Below are 26,467 nucleotides of genomic sequence, written 5' to 3'. Positions count from 1 at the left end.
GCGCCCCTCGATGTCCAAAGCACCACAATTCGGCCTTAACGTACCGCAGAGCGAAGCGGTGACCTACCTGGACGGCCCCTGCCTGGTGCTGGCCGGCGCCGGCTCGGGCAAGACGCGCGTGATCACGCAGAAAATCGCCCACCTGATCGAGGACCGCGGCTACGATCCGCGCACCATCGCCGCGCTGACCTTCACCAACAAGGCGGCGCTGGAGATGCAGGAGCGGATCGCCAAGCTGCTCAAGCAGCCCCGCCAGGCCAAGCAGCTGACCGTCTCCACCTTCCATTCGCTGGGCGTCAAGATCCTGCGCCAGGAAGCCAACGGCGTCGGCCTCAAGGACCGCTTTTCCATCATGGACAGCGACGATTGCGGCTCGCTGATCCAGGATCTGGCCATCACCACCGACAAGCAGGTGGTGCGCCGCATCCAGACCGACATCTCGCTGTGGAAGAACGGCCTGGTCGATCCGATGATCGCGCTGCAGCAGGCCAAGGACGAGGACGAGGCGCAGTCGGCCCGCATCTACGCCAGCTACGTGGCCACGCTGTCGGCCTACCAGGCGGTGGACTTCGACGACCTGATCCGGCTGCCGGTGGAACTGTTCCGCAACAACGAGCCGATCCGCGACAAGTGGCAGCGCCGCTTGCGCTACCTGCTGATGGACGAGTACCAGGACACCAACACCTGCCAGTACGAGCTGGTCAAGCTGATGGTGACGGGCATCGGCAAGAAGCCGATGTTCACCGCCGTGGGCGACGACGACCAGGCGATCTATGCCTGGCGCGGCGCCTCGGTGGAAAACCTGAAGACGCTGCAGACCGACTTCCCCGACCTGCAGGTAATCAAGCTGGAGCAGAACTACCGCTCCACCACGCGCATCCTGCAGGCGGCCAACGCGGTGATCGGCAACAACCCGAAGCTGTTCGAGAAATCGCTGTGGTCGGAACACGGCCTGGGCGAGCCGATCAACGTGCTCGGCATGGCCAACGACGATCAGGAAGCCGAGCAGGTGGCGATCATGATTTCGGCCGACCATTTCCAGCGCAAGAACAAGTGGTCCGACTACGCCATCCTGTATCGCGGCAACCACCAGGCGCGCATCATCGAGCAGGCGCTGCGCAAGGAACGGATACCGTACACGATCTCCGGCGGCCAGAGTTTCTTCGACAAGGCCGAGATCAAGGACATCATTTCCTACCTGCGCCTGCTGGCCAACACCGACGACGACCCGGCCTTCATCCGCGCGGTGACCACGCCGCGCCGCGGCGTCGGCCAGTCGACCCTGGAAACGCTGGGCACCTTTTCCGGTCAATGGCAGTGCTCGCTGTTCGAGGCGGTGTTCAAGGGCGGCATCGAAGGCTTGCTGAACGACCGCCAGCTGCTGCCGCTGCGCGAGTTTTGCAACTTTATCAACAACCTCGAGGCGCGCGCCAGCCGGCCCGGCCCGAGCGGCAGCGGCGACAACGCGGCGCAGGTGCTGGATGACCTGCTGGAGGCGATCAACTACGAATCTTTCCTCTACGATATGTTCGACGAGCGCGCCGCCCAGGGTAAGTGGCAGAACGTGCTGGAGTTCACCAACTGGCTCAAGGAGCGCGGCCGTGGCGGCAAGGACCGCGACAGCGAGGAAAAGAACGTGCTGGAGCTGACCCAGATGGTGGCGCTGATGTCCATGCTTGAAGGCCAGGACGAGGATCCGGACGCGGTGCGCATGTCGACCCTGCACGCGTCGAAGGGGCTGGAGTATCCGCACGTGTTCCTGGTCGGCGTCGAGGAAGGCATCCTGCCGCACAAGGGCGATCCCGACGCGCCGGCCGAAACCATCGCCGCCCGCGTGCAGGAAGAGCGGCGCCTGATGTATGTCGGCATCACGCGCGCGCAGCGCACCCTGCAGATCACCTGGTGCAAGAAGCGTAAGCGCGCCGGCGAGCAGGTGCATTGCGATCCGTCGCGCTTCATCAAGGAGATGGAGCTCGACGTCGGCACCGCCGTGCCGATGGAATCGGAAGTGATCTCGCCGAAGGAGCGGCTGGCACGGATGAAGGAACTTTTAGCCACACCGAAAGCATAAGCGCGTGCGGCGCTGCCGCTATGTGCTAGCATCGGTTCGGGCCGATCCGGCTCGATTCCATCGGAGGTGACCTTGCGTACTCGATTTTTCGCTGCTCTCATGCTGGCCTGCGCGCTGCTGCCGTCGGCGCAGGCGGCCGAATTTGCCACCAAGCCGGAAGCCGAGGCCATGGTGCAGAAGGCCCTCAAATTCCTGAAAGCCAACGGCAAGGAAAAAACCTATGCCGAAATCGACAAGAAGGACGGTCCGTTCACCGACCGCGACCTGTACCTGACGGTCTACGGCCTCGACGGCGTGGTGCGCGCGCATGGCGCCAACGCCAAGATGATCGGCAAGAATCTGATGGAAATTAAGGACGTCGACGGCAAGGCCTTCGTCAAGGAGCGGGTCGAGCTGGCGAAGAAAAAGCAGCCGTTCTGGCAGGACTACAAATTCACCAACCCGGTCAGCGGCAAGATCGAGCCGAAGTCCATGTATTGCGTGCCCGAGGACGACATGGTGGTCTGCGGCGGGGTGTACCTGAAGTAAGCTGAAGCAAGGGCGGTACAATGCATGCTTTCCAGCAGGGAGCATGCCGTGAGCACCACCGAAGACCGCTTTATCGATATCGAAATCAAACTGGCGCACCAGGAGCATCTGGTGGAGTCGCTGAACCAGCGCGTCTACGAGCAGCAGCAACAGATCGACAAGCTGGAGCAGATGTGCGCGGCGCTGGTCCAGCACGTGCGCGACCAGGCCCAGAGCGGTGGCGGCGGCGCCCTCGCGCACGAACCGCCGCCGCACTACTGATTCACTGCTGGTTCAGGCCAGCACCGCGCGCAGCGCTTCCACCACCATCGCGTGGTCTTCCGCCTGGCGCATGCCGGAGACGGTGACCGTGCCGATGATGCCGGTGTCCTTGATGGTGATCGGGAAGGCGCCGCCGTTGGCCGCGTAGTCCACCGGGTCCAGGTACTTGATCTCGTCGAAGGCCACGCCGCGATGTTTGTGGTCGATGCCGATGTAGAACGAGCAGCGGCCGAAGCGCGCCACCACATTGTTCTTGCGGCGTATCCAGTCGGCCTGGTCGGCCGACGCGCCCTGCATCGCGTGATGGAACAGGACCTTGCTGTTGACGGTGATATTGACCGTGATGGCCTTGCCCTGCTGTCTGGCCAGCTCGATCACCTTCAAGCCCAGCGCCAGCGCGGTATCGCTGTCGAAGGCGGCGAATTGCAACTCTTTTTCCTGCTGCGCAAGGGTTTCCAGCAGTTCCGCGTAATTTTCCATCGATGTTCCTGTGTGGGTGACAAGCTGCGAGTTTAGCCGACCACGTGCCTGGTACGCTATACTGATCCGTTGCGAGCCGCATTCCGCCTGACCTTTCAAGCCATCCATGCATATCGACGTATCCTCCCTGCTCTTCGTCATGACGCTGAACATGCTGGTGATGGCGGCCGCCTTGCCGTACTTTATGGGGCGGGTCAACCAGACGGCGCACCGCGCCCAGGCCGGCATCCTGATGCAGACGGCCGGCTGGGTACTGCTGCTGCTGTCGAGCCAGTTCCCGCCCCAATCGCTGATGGATCGTTTGCTGTCGACGCTGTCGATGGCCTGCATCGCCGGCGGCATGGCGCTCAACGCCGCCGCCTTCGACCTGTGGTGCGGCCGCGCCGCGACCGCGCGCGCGCCGGCGGTGATCGCCGCGCTGCTGACGGTCGGCTATGGCGTCGGCTTCAGCAGTTACGCCTTCCGCGTCGGCTGGTCGAACGGCTTGCTGACGCTGCAGATGGCGACGGTGGTCTACGCGCTGTGCCGCGCGCCGCAGGTGACGGTCGGGCGCTGGCGCTGGCTGCTGGTGATCTCGCTGCTGGCGCAGATGGTGGTGACCGCCTGGCGCGGCGTGCTGGGCGCCTTCTACACCGCCGATTTCCCCAACTTCTTCGCGCCGCACCTGGTCAACCTGGTGTTCGCGCTGGTGGCCAACGTGACGGTGGTGCTGTCGCTGGCGGCCATCCTGCTGGCGCACCGCGACGAGGCCGCGCGCGAACTGCAGCGGCTGGCCACGGTCGACGGCCTGACCGGCGCCCTGAACCGCCGTGCCTGGCTGGAACGGGCCACGGCCGACCTGGCCATCGGCGCGCGCTACCAGAATCCGGTCGGCGTGCTGATGCTGGACCTGGACTACTTCAAGCTCATCAACGACAAGCGCGGCCATGATGCCGGCGACCGCGCGTTGCGCGTGTTCGCGCAGGCGCTGCAGGCGGTCAGCCGCACCGGCGACATGGTCGGCCGCTACGGCGGCGAAGAGTTTTGCGTGCTGCTCAACCATGCCGATGCGGCCGCCGTGCTGGCCTACGACCTGCGCTTGCGCCGCTGGCTGGCGGCCAACGCCATGCCGCAACTGGGCTTCGAACTGTCCTACAGCGCCGGCTTCGCGATGCGCGCGGCCGGCGCCGACACCATCGAAGCGATGCTGTCGCGCGCCGACGTCGCGCTGTACCGCGCCAAGGCGCTCGGACGCGGCTGCACCCTCGATGCGCAGGACGTGCAGCCGGAGCTGGCCGGACTGGCCTAGTGGTTACCGTCCACTAGCGGAAGGCGAAGCCGCCGCGCGCGGCCCGGCGGTCGGCCGTCTCCTGCCAGATGTGGGTCAGGCCCGTGTTTGGCTGCAGGCCCAGTTCACCCTTGGCATAGGCGGCGCTGAGGCGTCGCATCGCCGGCTCGAAGTCCAGGCCCGCCGCCTTCTCGTACAGCGATGCCGCCAGCGCCAAATTCTTTTCGACACCGAGGCCCGCCTCGTACAACGCCGCCAGGCGATGCATGCCGTCCGCGTTGCCATGGTCGGCGGCGGCTTGGTACAGGCCGGCGGCCTTGACCACGTCCTTCTCCACGCCCTGGCCGTGTTCGTACAGGCCGCCCAGCGCCGCCTGGGCCGCGCCGTTGCCCTGCGCCACGGCGCGCACATACCAGTCGCGGGCGCTGGCATAGTCCTGCGCCACGCCGCTGCCGGTTTCGTAGGCATAGCCCAGGTTGTTCTGCCCCATGGCGTTGCCATGCTCGGCCGCCACGCGTTGCCAGGACACGCCTTCGACCGGATCGGCGGCGACGCGCACGCCATGCGTCAGCGCCAGGCCAAGGCGGATCTGCGACGGCACGTCGCCGCCCTGCGCCGCGCGACGCAGGTGCTTGATGCCTTCCTCGTCGTTGATCGGCACGCCGCGCCCGGTCAGGTACATCATGGCCAGGTCGCCGTCGGCGGCGGCGTTGTGCTTGTCCGACGCGCGCTGCAGCCACAGTTGCGCCTGCTGAGTGTCCTGCGCCACGCCATAGCCGTACAGGTAATAGCGGCCCAGGTTGGCTTGCCCCCAGGTATTGCCGCCTTCCGCCGCCTTGCGGTACCAGCCGGCCGCTTCGGCGTAGTCCTGCTTGACGCCGCGGCCGTTGCCGTACAAGACGCCGAGATTGTTTTCCGCCGCGTGGTTGCCTTGGGCCGCAGCCTTGCTGTACCAGTCCATCGCCATCGCGTAGTCGCGCGGCACGCCGGTGCCCGATTCGTGCAGCGACCCCAGTTTCAACTGCGCGGCGGAGAGGCCGCCCTCGGCGGCTTTCCGCACCCAGACCGCCGCTTCGTTGTGGTCCTGCGGCGCATTGGTGCCGGTCGACAGGCGGTGGGCCAGTTCAAACTGGGCCTGCGCCAGGCCCTCGTCCAGCGTCACGCGGAACGTGGCCAGGCTGACCGCCTGGTTGGGGGCGCCATTGCTGTAGGCTTTGGCCAGCAGGTACAGCGCCTCCGGATCGCCGGCCAGCGCGGTGGCGCGGTACTGGTCCACCTCCTGCTGATTGACCTTCACCTTGGCCGGGCCTTCGATGGTCCAGACATATTGCATCTGCATCCAGGCGCTGGCGGCGCGGCCGTCGATGGTTCCCGGCTTGAAATGGCAGCGGCGCAGGCCGTTTATCGCCGCCTCGTCGAGCAAGGGGAAGCCGCTGGACCTGGTGACCTTGGAATCGCCAACGGAACCGTCGGCGTCGATCAGGAAGGCCAGCGTCACCGTGCCGGTCTGTTCCTTGCGCAGCGCTTCCTTGGGCCACTCGGGCTTGGCGCAGGTGGCGAAATCGGCGACGGCCGCCGTGCGCTCGACTCCGGCGGCACTCAGGCCGAACGATGCGGAAATGCCCAGCGCGGCGGCCAGCAGCCGCAAAGGAGTCGTGGAACGGGGCATGGCGTATCCTTAATGTTTCAAATTTGAAAACAGTAGAATAGGGTGAAATTATTTATTTGTCTATTACGGCCAAGACAGGTTGTCGGTGTTCTGGGCGAGCGGCAAGGCGTGATATCCTGAAGTGGTCATCAAGATAGTCAGCAGGGAAACCATGGAAACCGTTACCTTAGCCGAGGCCAAAGCCCAATTGAGCCGCCTGATTGCTCTTGTGGAGGCGGGTGGAGAAGTCACGATCACCAAGCGCGGCCGTCCGGTGGCTCAAATCGTGGCGAGCAAGTCTGTTCCGCAGCAATTTCCTACCCTCGATGAATTAAGGGCGCGCCTTCCCCATCAGGATGAGTCGGCGGGCGATTTTATCCGGCGGCTCCGGGATACCGATCGCTACTGATGCGATACGTGGACACCAGCGTCCTGATCGCCTATCTGACACCAGAGAAAGCCTTCATGCTGAGTGTAGGGGGAGCATCTGGCCATCAGCAGTTGGTCCGAGCTCGAATTGCTATCTGCTCTGGGAGTAAAGTTGCGCACAAAGCAGTTGACTGATGCGCAGGCGAAGGATGTCATCGATGTCTACATGCGGGTGGTATCGCCGCAATTTCGCCGTCTTGCGGTGCTTGATGCCGACCATCGCAATGCCGCGTTACTGCTTAGCAGCTGGCAAACGGCGCTGCGCGCTGGTTACGCGTTACACCTTGCCATCGCTGCAGGTCATGGCGCAACAGTGTTCACGCTGGATCATGGCATGGCCCTCGCAGGTAATATTCTAGGAATTTCCGTCAACCTGCTCTAGATGGGCAAAGATATGCTGACGTTAAGTGTCGATTTTTACTGTCCTCGTTCGTCGTAGCATACAGAGGGTGGTCCTCTACTTTTCAGGAGATTAATCATGACGACGAATACTGTTCAACTGCACCGCGTTCTCAAATCTACGCCGGAGCGTGTGTACCGCGCCTTCCTGGACGCCGACGCCATGGCCAAATGGCTGCCGCCAAATGGCTTCACCGGCAAGGTGCATCAAATGGATGCGAAGGTCGGCGGCAGCTATCGGATGTCGTTCACCAACTTCACTACCGGCGGCGGCCACTCCTTCGGCGGCGAATATCTGGAACTGGTGCCGAATGAGCGCCTACGTTACACCGCCGTATTCGACGACCCGAACCTGCCGGGCACGATGCAGACGACGGTGACGCTGCGGGCAGTGTTCTGCGGCGTCGAGCTGAAGGTTGTGCAGGAGGGCATACCGGAGGTCATTCCTGCGGAGATGTGCTATTTGGGCTGGCAGGAGTCTCTGGTTTTGCTGGGCCAACTGGTCGAAGCCGAGATTCGCGAATGATACTTTTCGCCGAGTCAGCTGCGCGGCTTTCCTGATGCTTGCGAGGACGTGGTGCTACGATCTCATGACCATCCAGATAGTAATGAGGTTCCCATGCACACGTTTTCTTTGGCCGAAGCGAAAGCGCAGCTAAGCAAGCTGATCGAGTTGGTGGAAGGCGGTGAGCAGGTGACGATCACCAAGCGTGGAAAAGCGGTCGCCAAGATCGTAAAAAGCTATCCGCCGTGCCAGCATGTTCCAAGCTTGGCCGAACACCGGGCAGGCATTCGTTATTTGGGCGAGCCGGCAGCCGAATTCATACGCAAAATGCGCGATTCGGACCGCTTCTGATGCGGTATGTCGATGACAACGACCATCGTATGGCGGCGCATATGTTGGATGGATGGCAGACCGGCCTTCGCGCCGGCGACGCACTGCATTTGGCGCTGGGCCAGGAATATCAAGCCGAACTGTAGACCTTCGATCGAAACATGTCTAAGGCTGCCTCGCATTTCGGCCTTCGATGCCAGCTTTTGCGCAGCTAGGAGGCTGGTCAATCGGGACGTCAAATCGGCCCTGCGCTGACAGGCGATGCATCCACACTTGAATTGAACCGGCAGCGTCGTTATGCTGGCCTACATTTCCACGGAGGAGTAAACATGGGCAAGGGTAGGCTTGAGGCATTCAGCGATGGCGTCATCGCCATCATCATCACCATCATGGTGCTGGAGCTGAAGGTGCCGCATGGAGCGGACTGGGCGGCGCTGCAGCCTTTGTGGCCGGTGTTCCTCAGCTACGTGCTAAGCTTTGTCTACGTTGGCATTTACTGGAACAACCACCATCACCTGATCCACACCGTCGGCCAGGTCACCGGTGGTGCGCTGTGGGGCAATCTGCATCTGCTGTTCTGGCTGTCGCTGGTGCCGTTCGTCACGGGCTGGATGGGCGAGAATCATTTCGCCGCCGTGCCGCTGGCCTGCTATGGCTTTGTGTTGTTGATGTCCAGCGTCGCCTACCTTGTTCTGGCAAGGTGCCTGGCGTCGAACAACGAGGCGGTGAAGGTCGCGCTGGGCAAGGATCGCAAGGGCAAGCTCTCCACATTGCTGTACGCGGCAGGCATCGCGGTGTCGTGCGTGCAACCGATGGCGGGCTTCGCGATCTACGTTGTGGTTGCCGCGATCTGGTTCATCCCCGACCGTCGATTTGAACGGCGTTAATTTAGCGCTTGTTCGTAGTTCGACTGGCCTCGGACGGATATCTTTAGCCCAAATAGCACCAGCCCGCCGAACGAGGCGATGACAATCAGAAGGACGGACGTGCGCAACGTCTCGAGATATGGCGCCGTTTCAGACCACATCATCCAGGGACGCGCGGTCGTTGGCGAACATATCGAGAAATTGTGCGCGCCAAGGTGCGGTTTTGTAGAATTTAGCTCGCGTGGTGAGTAGCAATTCCCCGTTTTCCGACCTGCCGGGGTATAGCTTCAATTTACCTCGAAGTTCCGGATCGGATTTCATGGTCCGCACGAAGGTACGTTCGTCGATTCCTATCGCTTCTGCAAGGTCTTGGATGGTCCTGGCAAGATAGTTGGGATCTTCCAGTGCGGCGAGAATTTGTGGCCTGAGCTTTTCCAGTTCCTCGTGATTGATCGCGTTCATCAGATTTCCTCCTGACAATCCATGTACTCTACGTCGCGCGTTATTTAGCCTCTTTGACGCGCCTCATAATCCTACGCCGAAGTCCCGCCCAGCGCTTTCTGTTTGGCCTTGCTCAGCGACTCCACCGCGCGGCGGTACGAGCCGGCCACCAGTTCGGCCAGGTAGTCGGCCGGGAACTGGCTGACGTCGACGATGGTCACCCAGTGAAAGCGGCCCATGTAGCGGGCCGGCTTCACGCCCGGCATGTCGGTCAGCTCCAGGAAGCGGTCCGGCGTGACGCGCACGCTGAAACGCCATCGCTCCGGCTCGCTGGTCTTGAAATACGCGAAGGTCTTGTCCTCGACCTTGTAGACCAGGATGTTCGACGGCTCGCCATGCAGCGTCTCCACGGCGCCGGGAAATTGCAGGCAATGGCGTTTCAGTTGTTGGGTATTCATTTCTACGGTCGATTGTTGCGTCGGGACGTCAGCATAGCTGTAAAATTACTAACAATACAGAGCTTTCTTCGGAAAACCGTCTTGCTTTCCGATCAAGTGCAGTGCAGCATTTTTTGCCAGTGACTACCGCCATATCACCCTGATATGATCTTGCGCTTCCATGCTGCGCTTCGCCGCGTCAGCATTTTTCCTTGGCGTTTATTGAAAGATGCAACCATGTCCCGTCCTCAAATGCTAGTCATCGCGGCCGCTCTCGGCCTGGCGTTTTCCCAGACTGTACTCGCGGCGCCGGCCGCCTCGCTGGCCGGCAATCCGCTGGCCGCCGCCAGCACGCTGCCGTTCCACTACCCGGCGTTTGACAAAATCAAGGACGAGCACTTCCTGCCGGCCTTCGCCGAGGGCATGCGCATCCAGCTGAAGGAAATCGACGCCATCGCCAACAACAAGAAGCCTGCCACCTTCGACAACACCATCGTCGCGATGGAAAAATCCGGCGCGCTGCTGACCCGCGTGCAAACCACCTTCAGCAACCTGCAAGGCGCCAACACCAACGACAAGCTGGACGCCATCGACAGCGAAATGTCGCCGAAGCTGGCTGCCCACAACGACACGATCTTCCTCAACGCCAAGCTGTTTGCCCGCGTCCAGTCGCTGTACGACAAGCGCGACACGCTCAAGCTCGACGCCGAGTCCAAGCACCTGCTGGAACGCTATCACACCGATTTCGTCCGCGCCGGCGCCAAGCTGTCGGCCGCCGACAAGGAAAAACTGAAAGCCATCAACGGCACCATCGCCACGCTGCAAACCACCTTCACCCAGAACGTGCTGAAGGAAACCAACGCTTCGGCGCTGGTGGTCGACACCCGCGCCGAACTGGCCGGCATGAGCGACGCCGCCATCGACGCCGCCGCGGCAGCCGCCAAAGCCAAGGGCATGGACGGCAAGTTCCTGGTCGCCGTGGTCAACACCAGCGGCCAGCCGCCGCTGGCCGTGCTGACCGACCGCGCCGTGCGCGAAAAGCTGATGGCCCTGTCGCTGGCGCGCGGCAGCCATGGCGGTGAATTCGACAACCGCGACGTGGTGCTGAAGATCGCCAAGGCGCGCGCCGAGAAAGCCGCGTTGCTGGGCTACGCCAACTTCGCCGCCTACTCGCTGGAAGACCAGACCGCGCACGACACCGCCGCCGTCAACAAGCTGCTGAGCGAGCTGGCCAAGCCGGCCGTCAACAACGCCAGGAAAGAAGCGGCCGACCTGCAAGCGGTGGTCGATGCGGAAAAAGGCGGCTTCCAGATCGATGCGGCCGACTGGGCCTTCTACACCGACAAGGTGCGCGCGCAGCGCTTCTCGCTGGACGAGAACCAGCTCAAGCCCTACTTTGAACTGAACAACGTGCTGACCAATGGTGTGTTCTACGCCGCCGGCAAGCTGTACGGCCTGTCGTTCAAGGAGCGCAAGGACCTGCCGGTGTACAACCCGGACGTGCGCGTGTTCGACGTGTTCGACGCCGACGGCAAGCAGCTGGCGATCTTCCTGGCCGACATGTACGCCCGCAGCAACAAGCAGGGCGGCGCATGGATGAACGAGTACATCTCGCAATCGTCGCTGCTGGGTACGCATTCGGTGGTGGCCAACCACCTCAACATTCCCAAGCCGCCCGCAGGCGAGCCGACCTTGCTGACCTACGACGAAGTGAAGACCGCCTTCCACGAGTTCGGCCATGCGCTGCACGGCATGTTCTCGAACGTGAAGTACCCGCGCTTCTCCGGCACCAACGTGCCGCGCGACTTCGTCGAGTATCCATCGCAGGTCAACGAGATGTGGGCCGTGTGGCCGGAAGTGCTGGCCAACTACGCCAAGCACTACAAGACCGGCGCGCCGATGCCGAAGGAGTTGCTGGACAAGGTCATCGCCACCAAGAAATTCAACCAGGGCTTCCTGACCACCGAGTACCTGTCGGCCTCGCTGCTGGACCAGCGCTGGCACCAGCTGACGCCGGCGCAGATCCCGACCGACGTGCTGGGCTTTGAAGCGCAATCGCTGAAGGACATGGGCGTCGATTTCGCGCCGGTGCCGCCGCGCTACCGCACCACCTATTTCTCGCACAGCTTCTCCGGCGGTTACTCGGCCGGCTACTACGCCTACCTGTGGTCGGAAAAACTGGACGCCGACACCGTCGAATGGTTCAAGGAAAAAGGCGGCCTGAAGCGTGAAAACGGCGACTGGTTCCGCGCCAAGCTGCTGTCGCGCGGCGGCACCGATGACGCCATGAACCTGTTCCGCAACTTCCGCGGCCGCGACGCCGTCATCGAACCGCTGCTGGAACGCCGCGGCCTGACCGGGAAATAATCCATGAACCAGACCAATATCTTCATCGCGACCGCCGTGGCGGCCGTCTGCGGCAGCGCGTACGCGGCCGAACCGGCATCGATGCTGCCGGCCAGTAATCCGTTCGCCACGGTCAGCCCGCTGCAGTGGGGCTATCCGCAGTTCGACAAGATCAAGAACGAAGACTACGCGCCGGCCTTCGCCGAAGGCATGCGCATCAACGCCGCCGAGATCGAGGCCATCGCCAACAATCCGAAACCGGCCACCTTCGACAACACCATCGTCGCGCTGGAAAAGTCCGGCCAGCTGCTGTCGCGCGTGTCGACCGTGTTCTTCAGCCTGTCCGGCGCCAACACCAACGACACGTTCAAGGCGCTGGAGCGCGAGCTGTCGCCCAAGCTGTCGGCGCACAGCGACGCGATCCGCCTCAACGCCAAGCTGTATGCGCGCATCAAGTCGCTGTACGACAAGCGCGACAAGCTGCATCTGGACGCCGAGTCGAAATACCTGCTGCAGCGCTACAACACCGACTTCGTGCGCGCCGGCGCCAGGCTGTCCGACGCCGACAAGGAAAAACTGAAGGCGATGAACGGCGAGCTGGCCAAGCTGCAGACCAGCTTCGCGCAGAACGTTCTGGAAGAAGCCAATGCATCGGCGCTGATCGTCGACACCCGCGAAGAGCTGGCCGGCATGTCGGACAAGGCGATCGACGCCGCCGCCGCCGTCGCCAAGACGCGCGGCCTGGAAGGCAAGTTCGCCATCCCCGTCGTCAACACCACCGGCCAGGCCAACCTGGCGGTGCTGACCAACCGCGCCGTGCGCGAACGCCTGATGGCCGCCTCGCTGGCGCGCGGCAGCCACGGCGGCAAGTTCGACAACACGGACGTCGTGCTGAAGCTGGCCAGGCTGCGCGCGGAAAAAGCGGCGCTGCTGGGCTACCCCAACTTCGCCGCCTACTCGCTGGAAGACCAGACCGCGCAAACGCCGGAAGCGGTCAACAAGATGCTGTCCGAGTTCGCCCGCCCGGCCGTCGCCAACGCGAAGAAGGAAGGCGCCGAGATCCAGCAGGTGATCGACAAGGAAAACGGCGGCTTCCAGTTGGCCGCCCAGGACTGGTCGTTCTACAGCGACAAGGTGCGCGCCGAGCGCTTCAATTTCGACCAGAACCAGCTCAAGCCCTACTTCGAACTGAACAACGTGCTGACCAACGGCGTCTTCTTCGCCGCCAACAAGGTCTACGGCCTGACGTTCAAGGAACGCAAGGACTTGCCGGTCTACGATCCGGACGTGCGCGTGTGGGACGTGTTCGATGCCGACGGCAAGCAGCTGGCCATCTTCATCGGCGACTACTACGCCCGCAGCAACAAGCGCGGCGGCGCCTGGATGAATGCCTACGTGTCGCAGTCCAAGCTGATGGGCACGCATCCGATCATCGCCAACCACCTGAACATTCCGAAGCCGAACGCCGGCGAGCCGACGCTGCTGACCTACGACGAGCTGCGCACCGCCTTCCACGAGTTCGGTCATGCGCTGCACGGCATGTTCTCCAACGTGAACTATCCGCGCTTCTCCGGCACCCGCGTGCCGCGCGATTTCGTCGAGTTCCCGTCGCAGGTCAACGAGATGTGGTCGGTGTGGCCTGAAGTGCTGGCCAATTACGCCAAACACTACCAGACCGGCGCGGCCATGCCGCAGGAGCTGCTGGACAAGGTGATCGCGTCGAAGAAATTCAACGAGGGCTTCCGCACCACCGAGTACCTGGCCGCCTCCATGCTGGACCAGAAATGGCACCAGCTGGGCGCGTCCCAGATCCCGACCGACCTGCTGGGCTTCGAGGCGGCATCGCTGAAGGCGGCCGGCGTCGACTACGCGCCGGTGCCGCCGCGCTACCGCACGACCTACTTCTCGCATGTCTTCTCGGGTGGCTACTCGGCCGGCTACTACGGCTACCTGTGGTCGGAAAAGCTCGACGCGGATACCGTCAACTGGTTTAACGAGCACGGCGGCATGCTGCGCAAGAACGGCGACTGGTTCCGCAAGATGCTGCTGTCGCGCGGCGGCACCATGGATGCGATGGACATGTACCGCAAGTTCCGCGGCCGCGATGCCACCATCGAGCCGCTGCTGGAGCGCCGCGGCCTGACTGAGAAGTAAGCAAGGTTGAGCAACGAACAAGATGCCGGACTCGATTTGTGTAAGAATCGAGTCCGGCATCTTTTTTTATGAGTAAGATAGAACACATGAGCAACGAACTGCACGGCGTAACGCTGGAAGCCATCGTCACCCGTTTGCACGCGCATTACGGTTGGGACCAGCTGGGCCAGCGGATCGACATCAATTGTTTCATCAGCGATCCCAGCATCAAGTCCAGCCTGAAATTCTTGCGCAAGACACCGTGGGCCAGAGCCAGGGTCGAAGAACTTTACGTGGCCACGAAATTTACCGACTAGGGGACTAATATGGACAGCAATCTGAAGGAATCACTGAGCTCCCTGCGCAGCAACCTGGCCAGCGCCGGTCCGATCGACGACGAGTTGAAGGATTTGCTGACGCAGCTGGACGGCGACATCAAGCTGCTGCTGGAGCGGCGCGCGGCCGAAGCCGAACCGGGCCCGAGCACCACCTACGGCCTGGCCGAACGCACCCAGGAAATCTCCGCCAAGTTCGCGGCACAGCATCCGCAACTGGAGCCGGCCCTGCGCGAGCTGGGCAATATCCTGTCTAGCATGGGGATTTAAAGCGGAGGAAGGACCCGGGGAACCTAAGTCCCCGGGCAGCCGGCGTTACGGAAACGCCAGCATCGGCGGTTCCATACCGCCAAAGCTGATTTCGGGATGACGCTTGGCGATCATCTCTTCGATTTCTTCAACGCGCCGCACCGGCACGTCCACGATCAACAGTACCTGGCCCTGCGCGATGCGGTCGGCAAACTGGCGCAGCCGCGTGTTCGGCACGGCCGCCGCGTTCATGCCGGAAGCCCAGCCGCCGAACAGCGCCCCGCCCAGGGTCACCAGCAGGATGGCCGCCGTGCGCAAGGTCATGCCGTCGACCGGGAACATGGTCAGGAACACCCCCGCGCCGAGACCGACTATCGCGCCGATCACCACCCCCAGCTGGGCGCCGTGCACCAGATCGGTCTTTTGCACGAAGCTGACGTCCGGCATGTCGTCGGGCAGCGCATCCCTGGCCATGAAGCGCATGTGGCCGATTTCGATCCGGGCCAGCAGCAACTCGTCCAGCATGGAACGGGCGCTTTGGATGTTGGGCAGCATGAAATAAAGTCGGCGTCGCATGATGGTCTCCCTGCGGTGGTGATCTATTCGTTATAGCAAAGCTGCCGGGTAAAGCAATGTAGATTTACCATCATTGTCACTCAAGTGTTTGAATACTAAAGAAATTTTCCTATAGTCATGAGCGGAGCGGAGGCATTTCCGGTACAATGCTGTCCGATATGAACTCCCCTGCCAACTTATTTGCGACCGTCCCCAAGCGGTCTGCCCGCGCTGCCGTGGCGCCTTTCCTGCCGATGTCCCGCGCCGAGATGGACGCGCTCGGCTGGGACGAGTGCGATGTCATCCTCGTCACCGGCGACGCCTACATCGACCATCCGAGCTTCGGCATGGCGCTGGTCGGCCGCCTGCTGGAGGCGCAAGGCTTTCGCGTCGGCATCATCAGCCAGCCGGACTGGCATTCGGCCGACGCCTTCCGCGCGCTCGGCAAGCCGCGCCTGTACTACGGCATCACCGCCGGCAACATGGACTCGATGGTCAACCGCTACACGGCCGACCGCAAGATCCGCTCCGACGACGCCTACACCGCCAACGGCGAGCCGAACAAGCGTCCCGACCGCGCCGTCACCGTCTACGCCCAGCGCGTGCGCGAAGCCTACCCCGGCACGCCGGTCGTCATCGGCTCGATCGAGGCCTCGCTGCGCCGCATCGCCCACTACGACTATTGGTCGGACAAGGTACGCCGCTCGGTGCTGACCGATTCCAAGGCCGACCTGCTGATCTTCGGCAACGCCGAGCGCGCGCTGGTCGACCTGACCCACCGCATGGCCGCCGGCGAGGACATCAAGTCCATCCGCGACCTGCGCGGCACCGCCTTCATGGTGCCGGCCGGCTGGTTGCCGGGCGAGGACTGGGGCGTGCACAACAGCACCCGGGTCGACGTGCCGGGCAAGATCGACACCCATCCGGACCCGTACATGATGGTGCAGGCCAATTCCTCGTCCTGCGCCACCAGCAACGGCGGCGCCGAGGCCGAGGTCAACGAAGGCATGGTCGAGCCCAAGCCGGTCGAGGTGGTCAAGACCATCCGCATCATGAGCCGCGAAGAACGCCAGGCCATGGCCAGGGAAAAGCACGACAAGACCGTGGTGCGCCTGCCCTCGTATGAAACCGTCAGCACCGATCCGGTGATGTACGCCCACGCCTCGCGCGTGTTCCACCTGGAATCGAATCCCGGCAACGCCCGCGCCATGGTGCAGGCGCACGGCGAGCGCGACGTCTGGCTCAATCCGCCGCCGCTGCCGCTGCGCATGGACGAGATGGACGGCGTCTACGACATGAACTACGCCCGCGCGCCGCACCCGTCGTACGGCAAGGCCCGCATCCCGGCCTGGGAAATGATACGTTTCTCGGTCAACATCATGCGCGGCTGCTTCGGCGGTTGCACCTTCTGCTCGATCACCGAGCACGAGGGCCGCATCATCCAGAGCCGTTCCGAGCCGTCGATCCTGCGCGAGATCGAGCACATCCGCGACAAGACCAAGGGCTTCACCGGCACCATTTCCGACCTCGGCGGCCCGACCGCCAATATGTACCGGCTGGCCTGCAAGGATCCGAAGATCGAGCAGTCGTGCCGCCGCCTGTCGTGCGTGTACCCGTCGATCTGCGTCAACCTGGGCACCGACCACAGCAAGCTGATCTCGCTGTACCGCAAGGCGCGCGCCATCCCCGGCGTGAAGAAGATCCTGATTTCGTCGGGCCTGCGCTACGACATCGCCGTGCGTTCGCCGGAGTATGTGAAGGAACTGGTGACCCACCACGTCGGCGGCCTGCTGAAGATCGCGCCCGAGCACACCGAAGAGAACACGCTGTCGAAGATGATGAAGCCGGGCATCGGCGCCTACGACGAGTTCAAGGAAATGTTCGACCGCTTCTCGCTGGAGGCGGGCAAGAAGCAGTACCTGATCCCGTACTTCATCGCCGCCCACCCGGGCACGACCGACCTCGACATGCTGAACCTGGCGCTGTGGCTGAAGAAGAACAACTTCAAGCTGGACCAGGTGCAGACCTTCATGCCGACGCCGATGGCGATGGCCACCACCATGTACCACACGCGCAAGAACCCCTTGCACAAGGTGACCGAGGATTCGGAAAACGTCGAAACCGCGCGCAGCGGCAAGATCCGCCGCACGCACAAGGCTTTCCTGCGCTATCAGGATCCGGAGAACTGGCCGATCCTGCGCGAGGCGCTGGTGGCCATGGGCCGCGGCGACCTGATCGGCAACGGCGACAAGCACCTGATCCCGAGCTGGACCGCCGGCGAAGGCGGCCTGTCCGACCCGAGCCGCCGCACGCCGTCCGGCCCGGCGCCGGCGGCCAAGGGCGCCAAGTCCGGCATCGTGGCCTCGGCCCAGCCGCAGCAACGCGGTCCGCGCGCCAATGCGCTGACCGGCTCGCTGACGGCGCGCCAGTCGCTCGACACCAAGCCGCGCGCGTCCATCCTCGACACCATCAAGGTCAAGAAGCCGGCCCGCGGCCCCGCGCCGCCACCGCGCGGACGCAAGTAGCATGAAAAAAAGCAGCGGTCTTCATCCTCGCTGCTTTTTTTTTTCGCTTTTTCCCCTAAAGAAATGTTGTTAAATACCCCCATCGACGCAATTGCATGGATAATTCAGTCCTGCTCCGGCGATGTGCGCAGTCCGCTTGTGGCTACACTGATTGCTCCGCAGACCTCATTCTGTGAACTGGAAGATCATGAAAAATTTTAAATTCTCGTCCCTGTTGCTGGCTCCCCTGTTCGCCGTGCTGGCGGCCTGCGGCGGCGGTGGCGGCGGTTCCTCGACGCCGTCGGTGCCGGTGTTGAAATCCATCACCGTCACGGCGGCCAACTCGACCATGCCGATCGGCACCAGCCAGACGCTGACGGCCACCGGCACCTATTCGGACAACAGCACCAAGGCGCTGAACACGGCCAGCGGCGTGGTCTGGACCTTCAAGGGCACGGGCGCGGTGGCGAGCATCTTCTCCAGCGGCGTGGTGACCGCCAAGGCGGTCGGCAGCGACACCTTCACCGCGACCCAGGACGGCATCTCCGGCAGCGTCACGCTGAGCGTGATCGCGCCGTGGACCAACGTCGTGGCCGGCGGCCTGCAGACCATCGCCCGCAAGGCCGACGGCAACCTGTACAGCTGGGGCTCGAACATCCGCGGCCAGCTGGGCGACAGCACCAGCCTGGACCGCAACACGCCGGTGCTGGTATCCGGCGGCAGCACGATCTGGAAGCAGGTGGCGGTGGGCGAGCAGTTCGTCGTGGCGCTGCGCACCGACGGCACCATCTGGTCGTGGGGCTTCAACCAGAACGGCCGCCTGGGCGACGGCACCACGGTCGACCACGCCACGCCGGCCAAGATCGGCAAGGACACCGACTGGGCCTTCGTCGCCGCCGGCAAGGGCCACGCGTTCGCGATCAAGACCAGCGGCGCGCTGTACGCCTGGGGCCGCAACTTCAACGGCCAGCTGGGCGACACCACCACCATCGACCGGCTGGTGCCGACCAAGATCGGCACCACGCTGTGGCAAACGGTAGCCGCCGGCGACACCCATTCGCTGGGCATCCAGAAGGACACGCAGAATCTGTACGGCTGGGGCGGCAACGGCAGCGGCCAGGTCGGCAACGGCGGCCTGGTGGATATCTCGGCGCCGGCCAAGCTCGGTTCATCGACCTGGTCGTCGGTGTCGGCCGGCAGCCTGCATTCGGTGGCGATCCGCGCCGACGGCTCCCTCTACGCCTGGGGCAACAACGCCAGCGGCCAGCTCGGCAACAACGGTTCGGCCAATGTGTCGGCGCCGGTGCAGATCGGCGTCGCCAACAACTGGGCGGTGGTCTCTGCCGGCACCGCGCACACCATGGCGGTGACCCGCGACGGCCAGCTGTGGGGCTGGGGCAGCAATGCCGAAAGCCAGCTCGGCAACGGCGGCCCGGACACCCCGACGCCGGTGCAGATCGGTACGGCGACCACCTGGATCTCGGTCAGCTCTGGCGCCGCGCACAGCTTCGGCCTGCGCTCGGACAACTCGCTGTGGGGCTGGGGCCGCAATGCCGAGGGCCAGCTGGGCAACGGCGGCAACGCCCAGCAGCCGGTCCCGGTCAGCATCCCCAACTAGCCCGGGACCCATACGGCGGACGGCAGGCGCAAGCCTGGCCGTCCGTTGCTTTTTGCGCGTGGCCGATGGCGGAGAGTCACGATTTCCGGGCTGAAACAGCTACACTATATCCAGTTCATTTCCCTCGGGACCCTCGGTGCGATTACGCGATGTTGCCTTCGCTTTGATCACTCCGGCCCCGCGCCGTGGCGGCGCGGTATGGCTGGCGCTGCTGCTGGGCGTGGCCGGCGTCGCCGGCGCGCAGGAAAAAGTCACCTTGCAGCTCAAGCACGCGCACCAGTTCCAGTTCGCCGGCTACTACGCCGCGCTGGAGCAGGGCTATTACCGCGAGGCGGGGCTGGACGTGCGCATCCTCGAAGGCAGCGACGGCAACCAGCCGGAGCGCGACGTCATCGCCGGCAAGGCCGAGTACGGCGTCGGCAGCAGCGGCCTGCTGCTGGCGCGGCTGGCCGGCAAGCCGGTGGTGGTGCTGGGCGTCATCTTCCAGCATTCGCCGTACGCGCTGGCGATGCGCCAGACCGCCGCCGAGCCCGACATCCGCCGCCTGATCGGCAAGCGCGCGATGGTGGGATCGCTGACCGACGAATTGAGCAGCGCCGACGAACTGCTGGCCTACCTGCTCAAGGAAGGCGTGCCGCCCACCAGCTACCAGCGCGTCGAGCCCAGTTTCAATCCGGACGACCTGGTCAGCGGCAAGGTCGATGCGATGGCGGTCTTCACCACCAACGAGCCGGACATCTTCGACCGCGTCGGCTTCCCCTACGATATCTACAGTCCGCGCGCGGTGGGCATCGATTTCTACGGCGACAACCTGTTCACCAGCGAGCACGAGATCGCCAACCATCCGGCACGGGCGCGCGCCTTCCGCGCCGCCAGCATGCGCGGCTGGCAATGGGCGATGAGCCACCAGGAGGAGGCGGCCGACCTGATCCTCACCAAGTATTCGCGCCGCAACGACCGCCAGCACCTGCTGTACGAGGCGCGCCAGATGGTGCCGCTGGTGCAGCCGGTGCTGGTGGAGATCGGCTACATGAACCCGGAGCGCTGGCGCCACATCGCCGACGTGTACGCCGGGCTGGGCCTGCTGCCCCGGCAGGCCAATTTCGACGGCTTCATGTACAACCTCGACAACGGCCGCACCAGCCTGCTGTGGCTGTACCGCGTGCTGGGCGTGGCCGCGCTGCTGCTGGTGCTGGGCGCGGCGATCCACTTCAGCCTGCTGGCGCGCGAACGCAAGCGCGCGCTGGAGGCGATCCGCAAGGGCGAGCAGCGTTTCCGCACCATGTTCGAGGCGTCGCCGCTGGGCATCGCGCTGATCGATTCGATCACCTATGAATACCGCGACATCAACCCGCGCTACCAGGAAATCGTCGGCCGCTCGCAGCAGGAGCTGAGCGCGATGAAATGGCTGGAGGTGGGCCACCCGGAGGACGTGGGCCAGGTCAAGGCGCAGATGGCGCTGCTGACGGCGCAGCAGATCGACAACTTCAAGGTCACCAGCCGGCTGTTCCGTCCGGACGGCGGCATGACCTGGATCGAAGTGTCGATCACCGCCATCGAGACCGAGCAGGGCAGCCATCCGCACCACCTGTGCATGATCGAGGACGTGACGGCCAAGAAGCAGAGCGAGACGCTGATCTGGCAACAGGCCAATTTCGACACCTTGACGCAGCTGCCGAACCGCCGCATGTTCCACGACCGGCTGGCGCACGACATGCTCAAGAGCCAGCGCGACAAGTCGCGCATCGCCATCCTGTTCATCGACCTCGACCACTTCAAGGAAGTCAACGACACGCTGGGCCACCACCAGGGCGACATCCTGCTGGTCGACGCGGCGCGCCGCATCAGCGCCTGCGTGCGCAAGTCGGACACGGTGGCGCGGCTGGGCGGCGACGAGTTCACGGTGATCCTGTCGGAGCTGGGCCACGATGGCGGCGAGCGGGTCGAGACCATCGCGCAGAACATCATCGACAGCCTGCTGCAGCCGTTCGAGCTGGGCCAGGAGCAGGCCTTCGTCTCGGCCAGCATCGGCATCACGCTGTACCCGGACGACGCGCTCGACATCGACGACCTGCTCAAGCACGCCGACCAGGCCATGTACGTGGCCAAGGGCGCCGGCCGCAACCGCTTCAGCTATTTCACGCCGACCTTGCAGGTGGCCGCGCTGAACCGCATGCGCCTGACCAACGACCTGCGCGGCGCGCTCAAGGGCAAGCAGTTCGAACTGTATTTCCAGCCCATCGTGCACCTGAGGACCGGCCGCATCCACAAGGCCGAGGCGCTGATACGCTGGAACCACCCGCAGCGCGGCGTCGTCAGTCCGCTGGAATTCATTCCGCTGGCCGAGGCCAGCGGCCTGATCATCGACATCGGCGAATGGGTGTTCCGCGAATCGGTGCTGTGGGTCAAGCGCTGGCGGCAGGAGCACCATCCGGCGTTCCAGGTCAGCGTCAACCAGTCGCCGCTGGAGTTCCAGCGCGAGAACGGTTCCTACGACGCCTGGCTGCAGCACCTGCGCACGCTGGACCTGCCGGGACAGTCGGTGGTGGTGGAGATCACCGAAGGCTTGCTGCTGGACGCCAACACGGCGGTCAGCAACAAGCTGCTGCAGCTGCGCGACGCCGGCATCCAGGTGGCGCTGGACGATTTCGGCACCGGCTACTCGTCGCTGTCCTACCTGAAGAAGTTCGACATCGACTACCTGAAGATCGACCGCAGCTTCACCCGCAACCTGGCGCCCGATTCCAGCGACATGGCCCTGTCGGACGCGATCATCGTCATGGCCCACAAGCTGGGCCTGCGGGTGATCGCCGAAGGGGTGGAAACGCCGGAACAGCGCGACCTGCTGGCCGCCGCCGGCTGCGACTACGGCCAGGGCTACCTGTTCGCCCGCCCCATGCCCGCCGAGCAATTCGACGCGCTGCTGAGGGCCCAGCCGCCGCTCAACTGAGCAGCATCCCTCTTTTTTCGCCCGGAACGGAGATAATAGCTATCTCTTTGCGCTATCAATAGTTAAAACGTATTGAAACTATTGGGACAATCAATTTCGCAAATGAGTCAAAACGCCTTACACTGGCGTCTCAATGATTCACAACCCAACGAGGAAACCACAATGTCTCTGATCAATACCCAAATCAAACCATTCAAGGCAACCGCATACGCAAACGGCAAGTTCATCGACGTGAGCGACGAGTCCCTGAAGGGCAAGTGGTCCGTCTTGATGTTCTACCCAGCCGACTTCACCTTCGTGTGCCCGACCGAACTGGAAGACCTGGCCGATCACCAGCCTGAATTCGCCAAGCTGGGCGTGGACGTGTACGGCGTATCGACCGACACCCACTTCGCCCACAAAGCATGGCACGACACCTCGGACGCGATCAAGAAAGTGAACTATCCGCTGATCGGCGACCCAACCGGCACCCTGTCGCGCAACTTCGAAGTGATGATCGAAGAAGAAGGCCTGGCCTACCGTGGCACCTTCGTCATCAATCCAGAAGGCAAGATCAAAGTGCTGGAAGTGCATGACAACGGCATCGGCCGCGACGCTTCCGAACTGCTGCGCAAGGTCAAGGCAGCGCTGTACGTGGCATCGCACCCAGGCGAAGTTTGCCCAGCTAAATGGACCGAGGGCGCAGCTACCCTGACCCCATCGCTGGACCTGGTCGGCAAGATCTAAGTCTTTGAACAAGACTGCAGCACACAAGTAGTTACCGCGATGCCGGTCCGGGCGTCCGGCCCGGCATACGCCTAAATATTTGTAGAAAAGGAAAAAATCATGTTAGACGCAACTCTCAAAACCCAGTTGAAGGCTTACCTGGAAAAAGTGGTACAGCCGATTGAGATTGTCGCCTCTCTCGATGACAGCGCCAAAGCCCGCGAGATGGAAGAACTGCTCCAGGAAATCGTCCTGTTGAGCGACAAGATCACGCTGGTCAAGCGCGCCGACGACGCCGAACGCAAACCGTCGTTCAGCATCAACCGCCCAGGCACCGACATCGGCGTGCGTTTCGCCGGCGTGCCGATGGGCCATGAATTCACTTCGCTGGTGCTGGCGCTGCTGCAGGTCGGCGGCCACACCATCAAATTCGACGACGCCGTGATCGAGCAGATCCGCAACCTGGAAGGCGATTACAGCTTCGAAACCTTCATCTCGCTGACCTGCCACAACTGCCCGGAAGTTGTGCAGGCGCTCAACGCGATGTCGGTGATTAACCCGCGCATCAAGGTCACCACCATCGACGGCGGCGTGTTCCCGAAAGAAGTCGAGGAGCGCCAGATCATGGCCGTGCCGATGATGTTCCTGAACGGCGAGCACTTCGGCCAGGGCCGCACCAACGTCGAGGAAATCCTCGCCAAGCTCGACACCAACGCCGGCGTGCGCCAGGCGGCCGAGCTGAGCAAGAAAGACGTGTTCGACGTGCTGATCGTCGGCGGCGGCCCCGCCGGCGCGGCCGCGGCCATCTACGCCGCCCGCAAGGGCATCAAGACCGGCGTGCTGGCCGAGCGTTTCGGCGGCCAGGTGCTGGATACCCTGGCGATCGAGAACTTCATCTCGGTCAAGGAAACCGACGGCCCGAAATTCGCGATCGCGCTGGAGCAGCACGTCAAGGAATACGACGTCGACATCATGAACACGCAGCGCGCCAGCAAGCTGGTGCCGGTCGGTAAGCTGGTCGAGGTACAGACCGCTTCCGGCGCCGTGCTCAAGGCCAAGTCGGTGATTGTGGCCACCGGCGCCCGCTGGCGCGAAATCAACGTGCCGGGCGAGAAGGAATACCGCAACCACGGTGTCGCCTACTGCCCGCACTGCGACGGCCCGCTGTTCAAGGGCAAGCGCGTGTCGGTGATTGGCGGCGGCAATTCCGGCGTCGAGGCGGCGATCGACCTGGCCGGCCTGGTCAAGCATGTGACGCTGATCGAGTTCGGCGCGGAACTGCGCGCCGACGCGGTGCTGCAACGCAAGCTGCACAGCCTGAAGAATGTCACCGTGATCACTTCGGCGCAAACCACCGAGATCCACGGCGACGGCAAGATCGTCAACGGCCTGAGCTACACTGACCGCAACAGCGGCGTGTCGCACAAGGTCGAGCTGGAAGGCGTGTTCGTGCAGATCGGCCTGGTGCCCAACACCGAATGGCTGAAAGGCACGGTGGCCCTGTCGCGCCACGGCGAGATCGAAGTCGACGCGCGCGGCCAGACCTCGGTGCCGGGCGTGTTTGCCGCCGGCGACGTCACCACGGTGCCGTTCAAGCAGATCATCATCGCCACCGGCGACGGTGCCAAGGCGGCGCTGTCGGCCTTCGATCACCTGATCCGCTCGGACGACGAGGAAGTGGTGGCCGAGTCGGCCCAGCAGCAGGCGATGACGGCGTAAGCGCCGGCAGTGCGAAAAGGGCCGCTCTCAGCGGCCCTTTTTTATATGACGAGGTCGGCGCTGGCCTGCTTGGCGCGCAGGGCCATGGCGTTGCGGTGGCGCGCGCGCAGGCGCGCGTCGGTGATCAGCTTGCCGATGGTTTCGCCGATCACCATCACCACGCCCAGCAGCGGCAGCACCAGCATCAGCCCGGCCACGCCGGCCACCGAGCCGCCGATGAAGATCATCAGCACGGTGATCAGCGGATGGATGTGCAGGCTGCGGCCCAGGGTCAGCGGCATGAACACGAAATCGTCCAGCAGCCGCACCAGGATGAACACGCAAATGGCCAGGTAGGCCACCGACGGATCGGACGGCGCGTCGGTCGAGGCCACCATCACCACCAGCACGCAGCCGACGATGGAGCCGACGTACGGCACCCACGCCAGCATCGCCGCGATCAGCCCCAGCACCAGCGGCGACGACACGCCGATCGCCCACAGGCCCAGCGCCAGCACGGCGGTGTCGAGGATGGTCAGCTTGATCAGGCCCTGGAAATAGCGGTGCGCGGTCTGGTCGACCTCGTGCAGCAGGCACAGCGTTCTTTCAAAGAAGGCGTTCGGCACCGCGCGCGCGAGGAACTTCTTGAAGCGCAGGCCGTCGCGCAGGAAGAAGAAGGTCAGGAACGGCGCCAGCAGCAGCGACGGCAGCCAGGCCGCCACCGACACCAGGATATCGGTCAGGTGCTTCTGCACGAAGCTGCCGGTGAACGCGCTGACGCGGCTGTTGACCGTCCGGGCCAGCTTGATCTCCTTGAGGATGGGGAATTGCCGCTCGAGCGCCAGCATCGTGTGGCGCACGAACTCGAGGCCGCCGGTCATGTATTTGCCCAGCATTTCCTGCCACGGGTCGGAGGACGGGCCGAAGTCCCAGAACACCGCCACCAGGATCGCGCTCACCAGCAGCAGCACGAACACGCCGCCGACGATCAGCGTGGCGGCATTGTGGCTGACGCCCATGCGGATCAGGCGCTGCATCGGCGGCTGCAGGATGTAGTACAGCACGATGCCCAGCAGGAAGGGAATCGCCAGGAACAGCATCTGCTGCAGCAGGAACAGCAGCACGCAGGTGGCGGCGATGATGCCGCTCCACACCACCGGGCCGGCGCGCTGCTGGGTGGGCAACAGGTTCATAAGGCCTCGACCTGCGGCTTGCCGGTCATCCAGTCGCGCAGCCGGCTGCCGATGTGGCGCGCCAGGGCCAGCGCGATCTTGTAGCCGATGACGGCGTCGGTCTCCATCAGGCCCATGAAGTCGGCGCGGAAGAAGACCGCCAGCTCGCAGTTGTCCAGCGCGCGGGTCTGGGCGTTGCGCGGCGAGTTGTCCAGCAATGCCAGGTCGCCGAAGAAGGCGCCGGGCGACAGTTCGGTCACCACTTCGCGCGTGGCGCCGAACTGGCGGCTGATGATCACCCGGCCGGACATCACCAGGTACAGCGCCTGCCCTTCCTCGCCCTCGTCGAAGATGATTTCGTCGGCCAGGTAGCGGCGTTCGTGCATCAGGCCGTCGACGATCTTCAGTTCAAGCGGCGTCAGCGTGGCGAACAGCGCCGATTCCTTCAGGCGCAGCAAACGCGGCGACAACTCGGGCGATTTGAGGAAACCAAAGATCAAGGGAACTCCGTGCAGGGAACGTGGGCCGGGCCGGCTCAGC

25 protein-coding genes are annotated in these 26,467 nt (G+C 63.7%); 18 read left to right on the top strand and 7 right to left on the bottom strand.

From position 1 onward, the window contains the following. Positions 1-10: 10 nt before the first annotated feature. The 3 genes from ACCD07_RS14600 to ACCD07_RS14590 all read left to right on the top strand — a co-directional run bounded on the left by ACCD07_RS14600 (position 11) and on the right by ACCD07_RS14590 (position 2,860). The gene (locus ACCD07_RS14600; RefSeq protein ID WP_176653391.1) at positions 11-2,071 is read left to right on the top strand and encodes a UvrD-helicase domain-containing protein; all 2,061 of its coding nucleotides are present in this window, start codon (positions 11-13) and stop codon (positions 2,069-2,071) included. A gap of 66 nt (positions 2,072-2,137) precedes the next feature. Then, positions 2,138-2,599, top strand: coding sequence for a cache domain-containing protein (locus ACCD07_RS14595; RefSeq protein ID WP_413447752.1), 462 nt, complete (start codon positions 2,138-2,140; stop codon positions 2,597-2,599). A gap of 48 nt (positions 2,600-2,647) precedes the next feature. After that, on the top strand, positions 2,648-2,860 hold the full coding sequence (locus tag ACCD07_RS14590) for a SlyX family protein (RefSeq protein WP_413447751.1): 213 nt from the start codon (positions 2,648-2,650) through the stop codon (positions 2,858-2,860). 12 nt (positions 2,861-2,872) lie between these two features. Here ACCD07_RS14590 and ACCD07_RS14585 read toward each other — a convergent pair whose 3' ends face one another. Further along, positions 2,873-3,340 carry a heme-degrading domain-containing protein gene (locus ACCD07_RS14585; RefSeq protein WP_413447750.1) on the bottom strand — a complete coding sequence of 156 codons (468 nt, stop codon included), beginning with the start codon at positions 3,338-3,340 and terminating at the stop codon, positions 2,873-2,875. Between the two features lie 106 nt (positions 3,341-3,446). Between ACCD07_RS14585 and ACCD07_RS14580 the strand changes: the two genes are divergently transcribed. Next, positions 3,447-4,628: a GGDEF domain-containing protein gene (locus tag ACCD07_RS14580; protein ID WP_413447749.1), complete on the top strand. Its 1,182-nt coding sequence runs from the start codon at positions 3,447-3,449 to the stop codon at positions 4,626-4,628. A gap of 13 nt (positions 4,629-4,641) precedes the next feature. On the opposite strand, the gene ACCD07_RS14575 is transcribed toward ACCD07_RS14580, so the two are convergent. Then, a complete protein-coding gene (locus ACCD07_RS14575) occupies positions 4,642-6,276 on the bottom strand; it encodes a TonB family protein (protein ID WP_413447748.1) in 1,635 nt (544 codons plus the stop codon). Positions 6,277-6,427: 151 nt separating this feature from the next. On the opposite strand from ACCD07_RS14575, the gene ACCD07_RS14570 reads away from it, so the two are divergent. The 5 genes from ACCD07_RS14570 (at position 6,428) to ACCD07_RS14550 (ending at position 8,805) form a co-directional block, all read left to right on the top strand. Further along, positions 6,428-6,664, top strand: a complete 237-nt coding sequence (locus tag ACCD07_RS14570) for a type II toxin-antitoxin system Phd/YefM family antitoxin (RefSeq protein WP_176653395.1) — start codon at positions 6,428-6,430, stop codon at positions 6,662-6,664. Positions 6,665-6,796: 132 nt separating this feature from the next. Continuing rightward, positions 6,797-7,066, top strand: coding sequence for a hypothetical protein (locus ACCD07_RS14565; RefSeq protein ID WP_413447747.1), 270 nt, complete (start codon positions 6,797-6,799; stop codon positions 7,064-7,066). Positions 7,067-7,162: 96 nt separating this feature from the next. Beyond that, entirely contained in the window at positions 7,163-7,609 is a 447-nt protein-coding gene (locus ACCD07_RS14560; protein ID WP_176653397.1) for an SRPBCC family protein, read from the top strand. 93 nt (positions 7,610-7,702) lie between these two features. After that, complete coding sequence (locus ACCD07_RS14555) at positions 7,703-7,939, top strand: type II toxin-antitoxin system Phd/YefM family antitoxin (protein ID WP_413447746.1); 237 nt, start codon at positions 7,703-7,705, stop codon at positions 7,937-7,939. A 308-nt stretch (positions 7,940-8,247) separates the two neighbouring features. After that, a complete protein-coding gene (locus ACCD07_RS14550) occupies positions 8,248-8,805 on the top strand; it encodes a TMEM175 family protein (RefSeq protein ID WP_176653399.1) in 558 nt (185 codons plus the stop codon). A 129-nt stretch (positions 8,806-8,934) separates the two neighbouring features. Here ACCD07_RS14550 and ACCD07_RS14545 read toward each other — a convergent pair whose 3' ends face one another. Beyond that, positions 8,935-9,246, bottom strand: a complete 312-nt coding sequence (locus tag ACCD07_RS14545) for a hypothetical protein (protein ID WP_176653400.1) — start codon at positions 9,244-9,246, stop codon at positions 8,935-8,937. A gap of 71 nt (positions 9,247-9,317) precedes the next feature. After that, positions 9,318-9,683: an MmcQ/YjbR family DNA-binding protein gene (locus ACCD07_RS14540; RefSeq protein ID WP_353401576.1), complete on the bottom strand. Its 366-nt coding sequence runs from the start codon at positions 9,681-9,683 to the stop codon at positions 9,318-9,320. Between the two features lie 216 nt (positions 9,684-9,899). On the opposite strand from ACCD07_RS14540, the gene ACCD07_RS14535 reads away from it, so the two are divergent. The 4 genes from ACCD07_RS14535 to ACCD07_RS14520 all read left to right on the top strand — a co-directional run bounded on the left by ACCD07_RS14535 (position 9,900) and on the right by ACCD07_RS14520 (position 14,746). Further along, on the top strand, positions 9,900-12,029 hold the full coding sequence (locus ACCD07_RS14535) for a M3 family metallopeptidase (protein ID WP_413447745.1): 2,130 nt from the start codon (positions 9,900-9,902) through the stop codon (positions 12,027-12,029). Positions 12,030-12,032: 3 nt separating this feature from the next. Further along, a complete protein-coding gene (locus ACCD07_RS14530) occupies positions 12,033-14,162 on the top strand; it encodes a M3 family metallopeptidase (protein ID WP_413447744.1) in 2,130 nt (709 codons plus the stop codon). Positions 14,163-14,248: 86 nt separating this feature from the next. After that, positions 14,249-14,458, top strand: coding sequence for a VF530 family DNA-binding protein (locus ACCD07_RS14525; protein ID WP_176653403.1), 210 nt, complete (start codon positions 14,249-14,251; stop codon positions 14,456-14,458). A gap of 9 nt (positions 14,459-14,467) precedes the next feature. Then, the gene (locus ACCD07_RS14520) at positions 14,468-14,746 is read left to right on the top strand and encodes a DUF4404 family protein (RefSeq protein ID WP_176653404.1); all 279 of its coding nucleotides are present in this window, start codon (positions 14,468-14,470) and stop codon (positions 14,744-14,746) included. 45 nt (positions 14,747-14,791) lie between these two features. Here the strand turns inward: ACCD07_RS14520 and ACCD07_RS14515 are convergent, their stop codons facing one another. Next, on the bottom strand, positions 14,792-15,301 hold the full coding sequence (locus tag ACCD07_RS14515; protein ID WP_353401570.1) for a DUF1269 domain-containing protein: 510 nt from the start codon (positions 15,299-15,301) through the stop codon (positions 14,792-14,794). A 233-nt stretch (positions 15,302-15,534) separates the two neighbouring features. On the opposite strand from ACCD07_RS14515, the gene ACCD07_RS14510 reads away from it, so the two are divergent. From ACCD07_RS14510 to ahpF, 5 genes are all read left to right on the top strand, one after another. Next, positions 15,535-17,805, top strand: coding sequence for a YgiQ family radical SAM protein (locus tag ACCD07_RS14510; RefSeq protein ID WP_218087869.1), 2,271 nt, complete (start codon positions 15,535-15,537; stop codon positions 17,803-17,805). A 187-nt stretch (positions 17,806-17,992) separates the two neighbouring features. After that, positions 17,993-19,402, top strand: a complete 1,410-nt coding sequence (locus ACCD07_RS14505; RefSeq protein WP_176653406.1) for an Ig-like domain-containing protein — start codon at positions 17,993-17,995, stop codon at positions 19,400-19,402. A gap of 136 nt (positions 19,403-19,538) precedes the next feature. Continuing rightward, positions 19,539-22,352 (top strand): EAL domain-containing protein, encoded by a 2,814-nt coding sequence (locus ACCD07_RS14500; RefSeq protein WP_413447743.1) that lies wholly within the window; start codon positions 19,539-19,541, stop codon positions 22,350-22,352. Between the two features lie 162 nt (positions 22,353-22,514). Further along, complete coding sequence (gene ahpC, locus ACCD07_RS14495) at positions 22,515-23,078, top strand: alkyl hydroperoxide reductase subunit C (protein ID WP_176653407.1); 564 nt, start codon at positions 22,515-22,517, stop codon at positions 23,076-23,078. Between the two features lie 99 nt (positions 23,079-23,177). Continuing rightward, positions 23,178-24,776, top strand: coding sequence for an alkyl hydroperoxide reductase subunit F (ahpF, locus tag ACCD07_RS14490; protein WP_353401567.1), 1,599 nt, complete (start codon positions 23,178-23,180; stop codon positions 24,774-24,776). Positions 24,777-24,817: 41 nt separating this feature from the next. Here ahpF and ACCD07_RS14485 read toward each other — a convergent pair whose 3' ends face one another. Further along, a complete protein-coding gene (locus ACCD07_RS14485; RefSeq protein ID WP_176653409.1) occupies positions 24,818-25,948 on the bottom strand; it encodes an AI-2E family transporter in 1,131 nt (376 codons plus the stop codon). Beyond that, positions 25,945-26,427: a cyclic nucleotide-binding domain-containing protein gene (locus ACCD07_RS14480; RefSeq protein ID WP_176653410.1), complete on the bottom strand. Its 483-nt coding sequence runs from the start codon at positions 26,425-26,427 to the stop codon at positions 25,945-25,947. The genes ACCD07_RS14485 and ACCD07_RS14480 overlap by 4 nt, the downstream gene beginning before the upstream one ends. Positions 26,428-26,467 lie beyond the last annotated feature (40 nt).

This window comes from Duganella sp. Dugasp56, from assembly GCF_047304105.1.
Classification (GTDB): domain Bacteria; phylum Pseudomonadota; class Gammaproteobacteria; order Burkholderiales; family Burkholderiaceae_D; genus Rugamonas; species Rugamonas hordei.
Note: the sequence above shows the minus strand (reverse complement) of the source record. Positions and strands in the feature narration are given on the sequence as shown.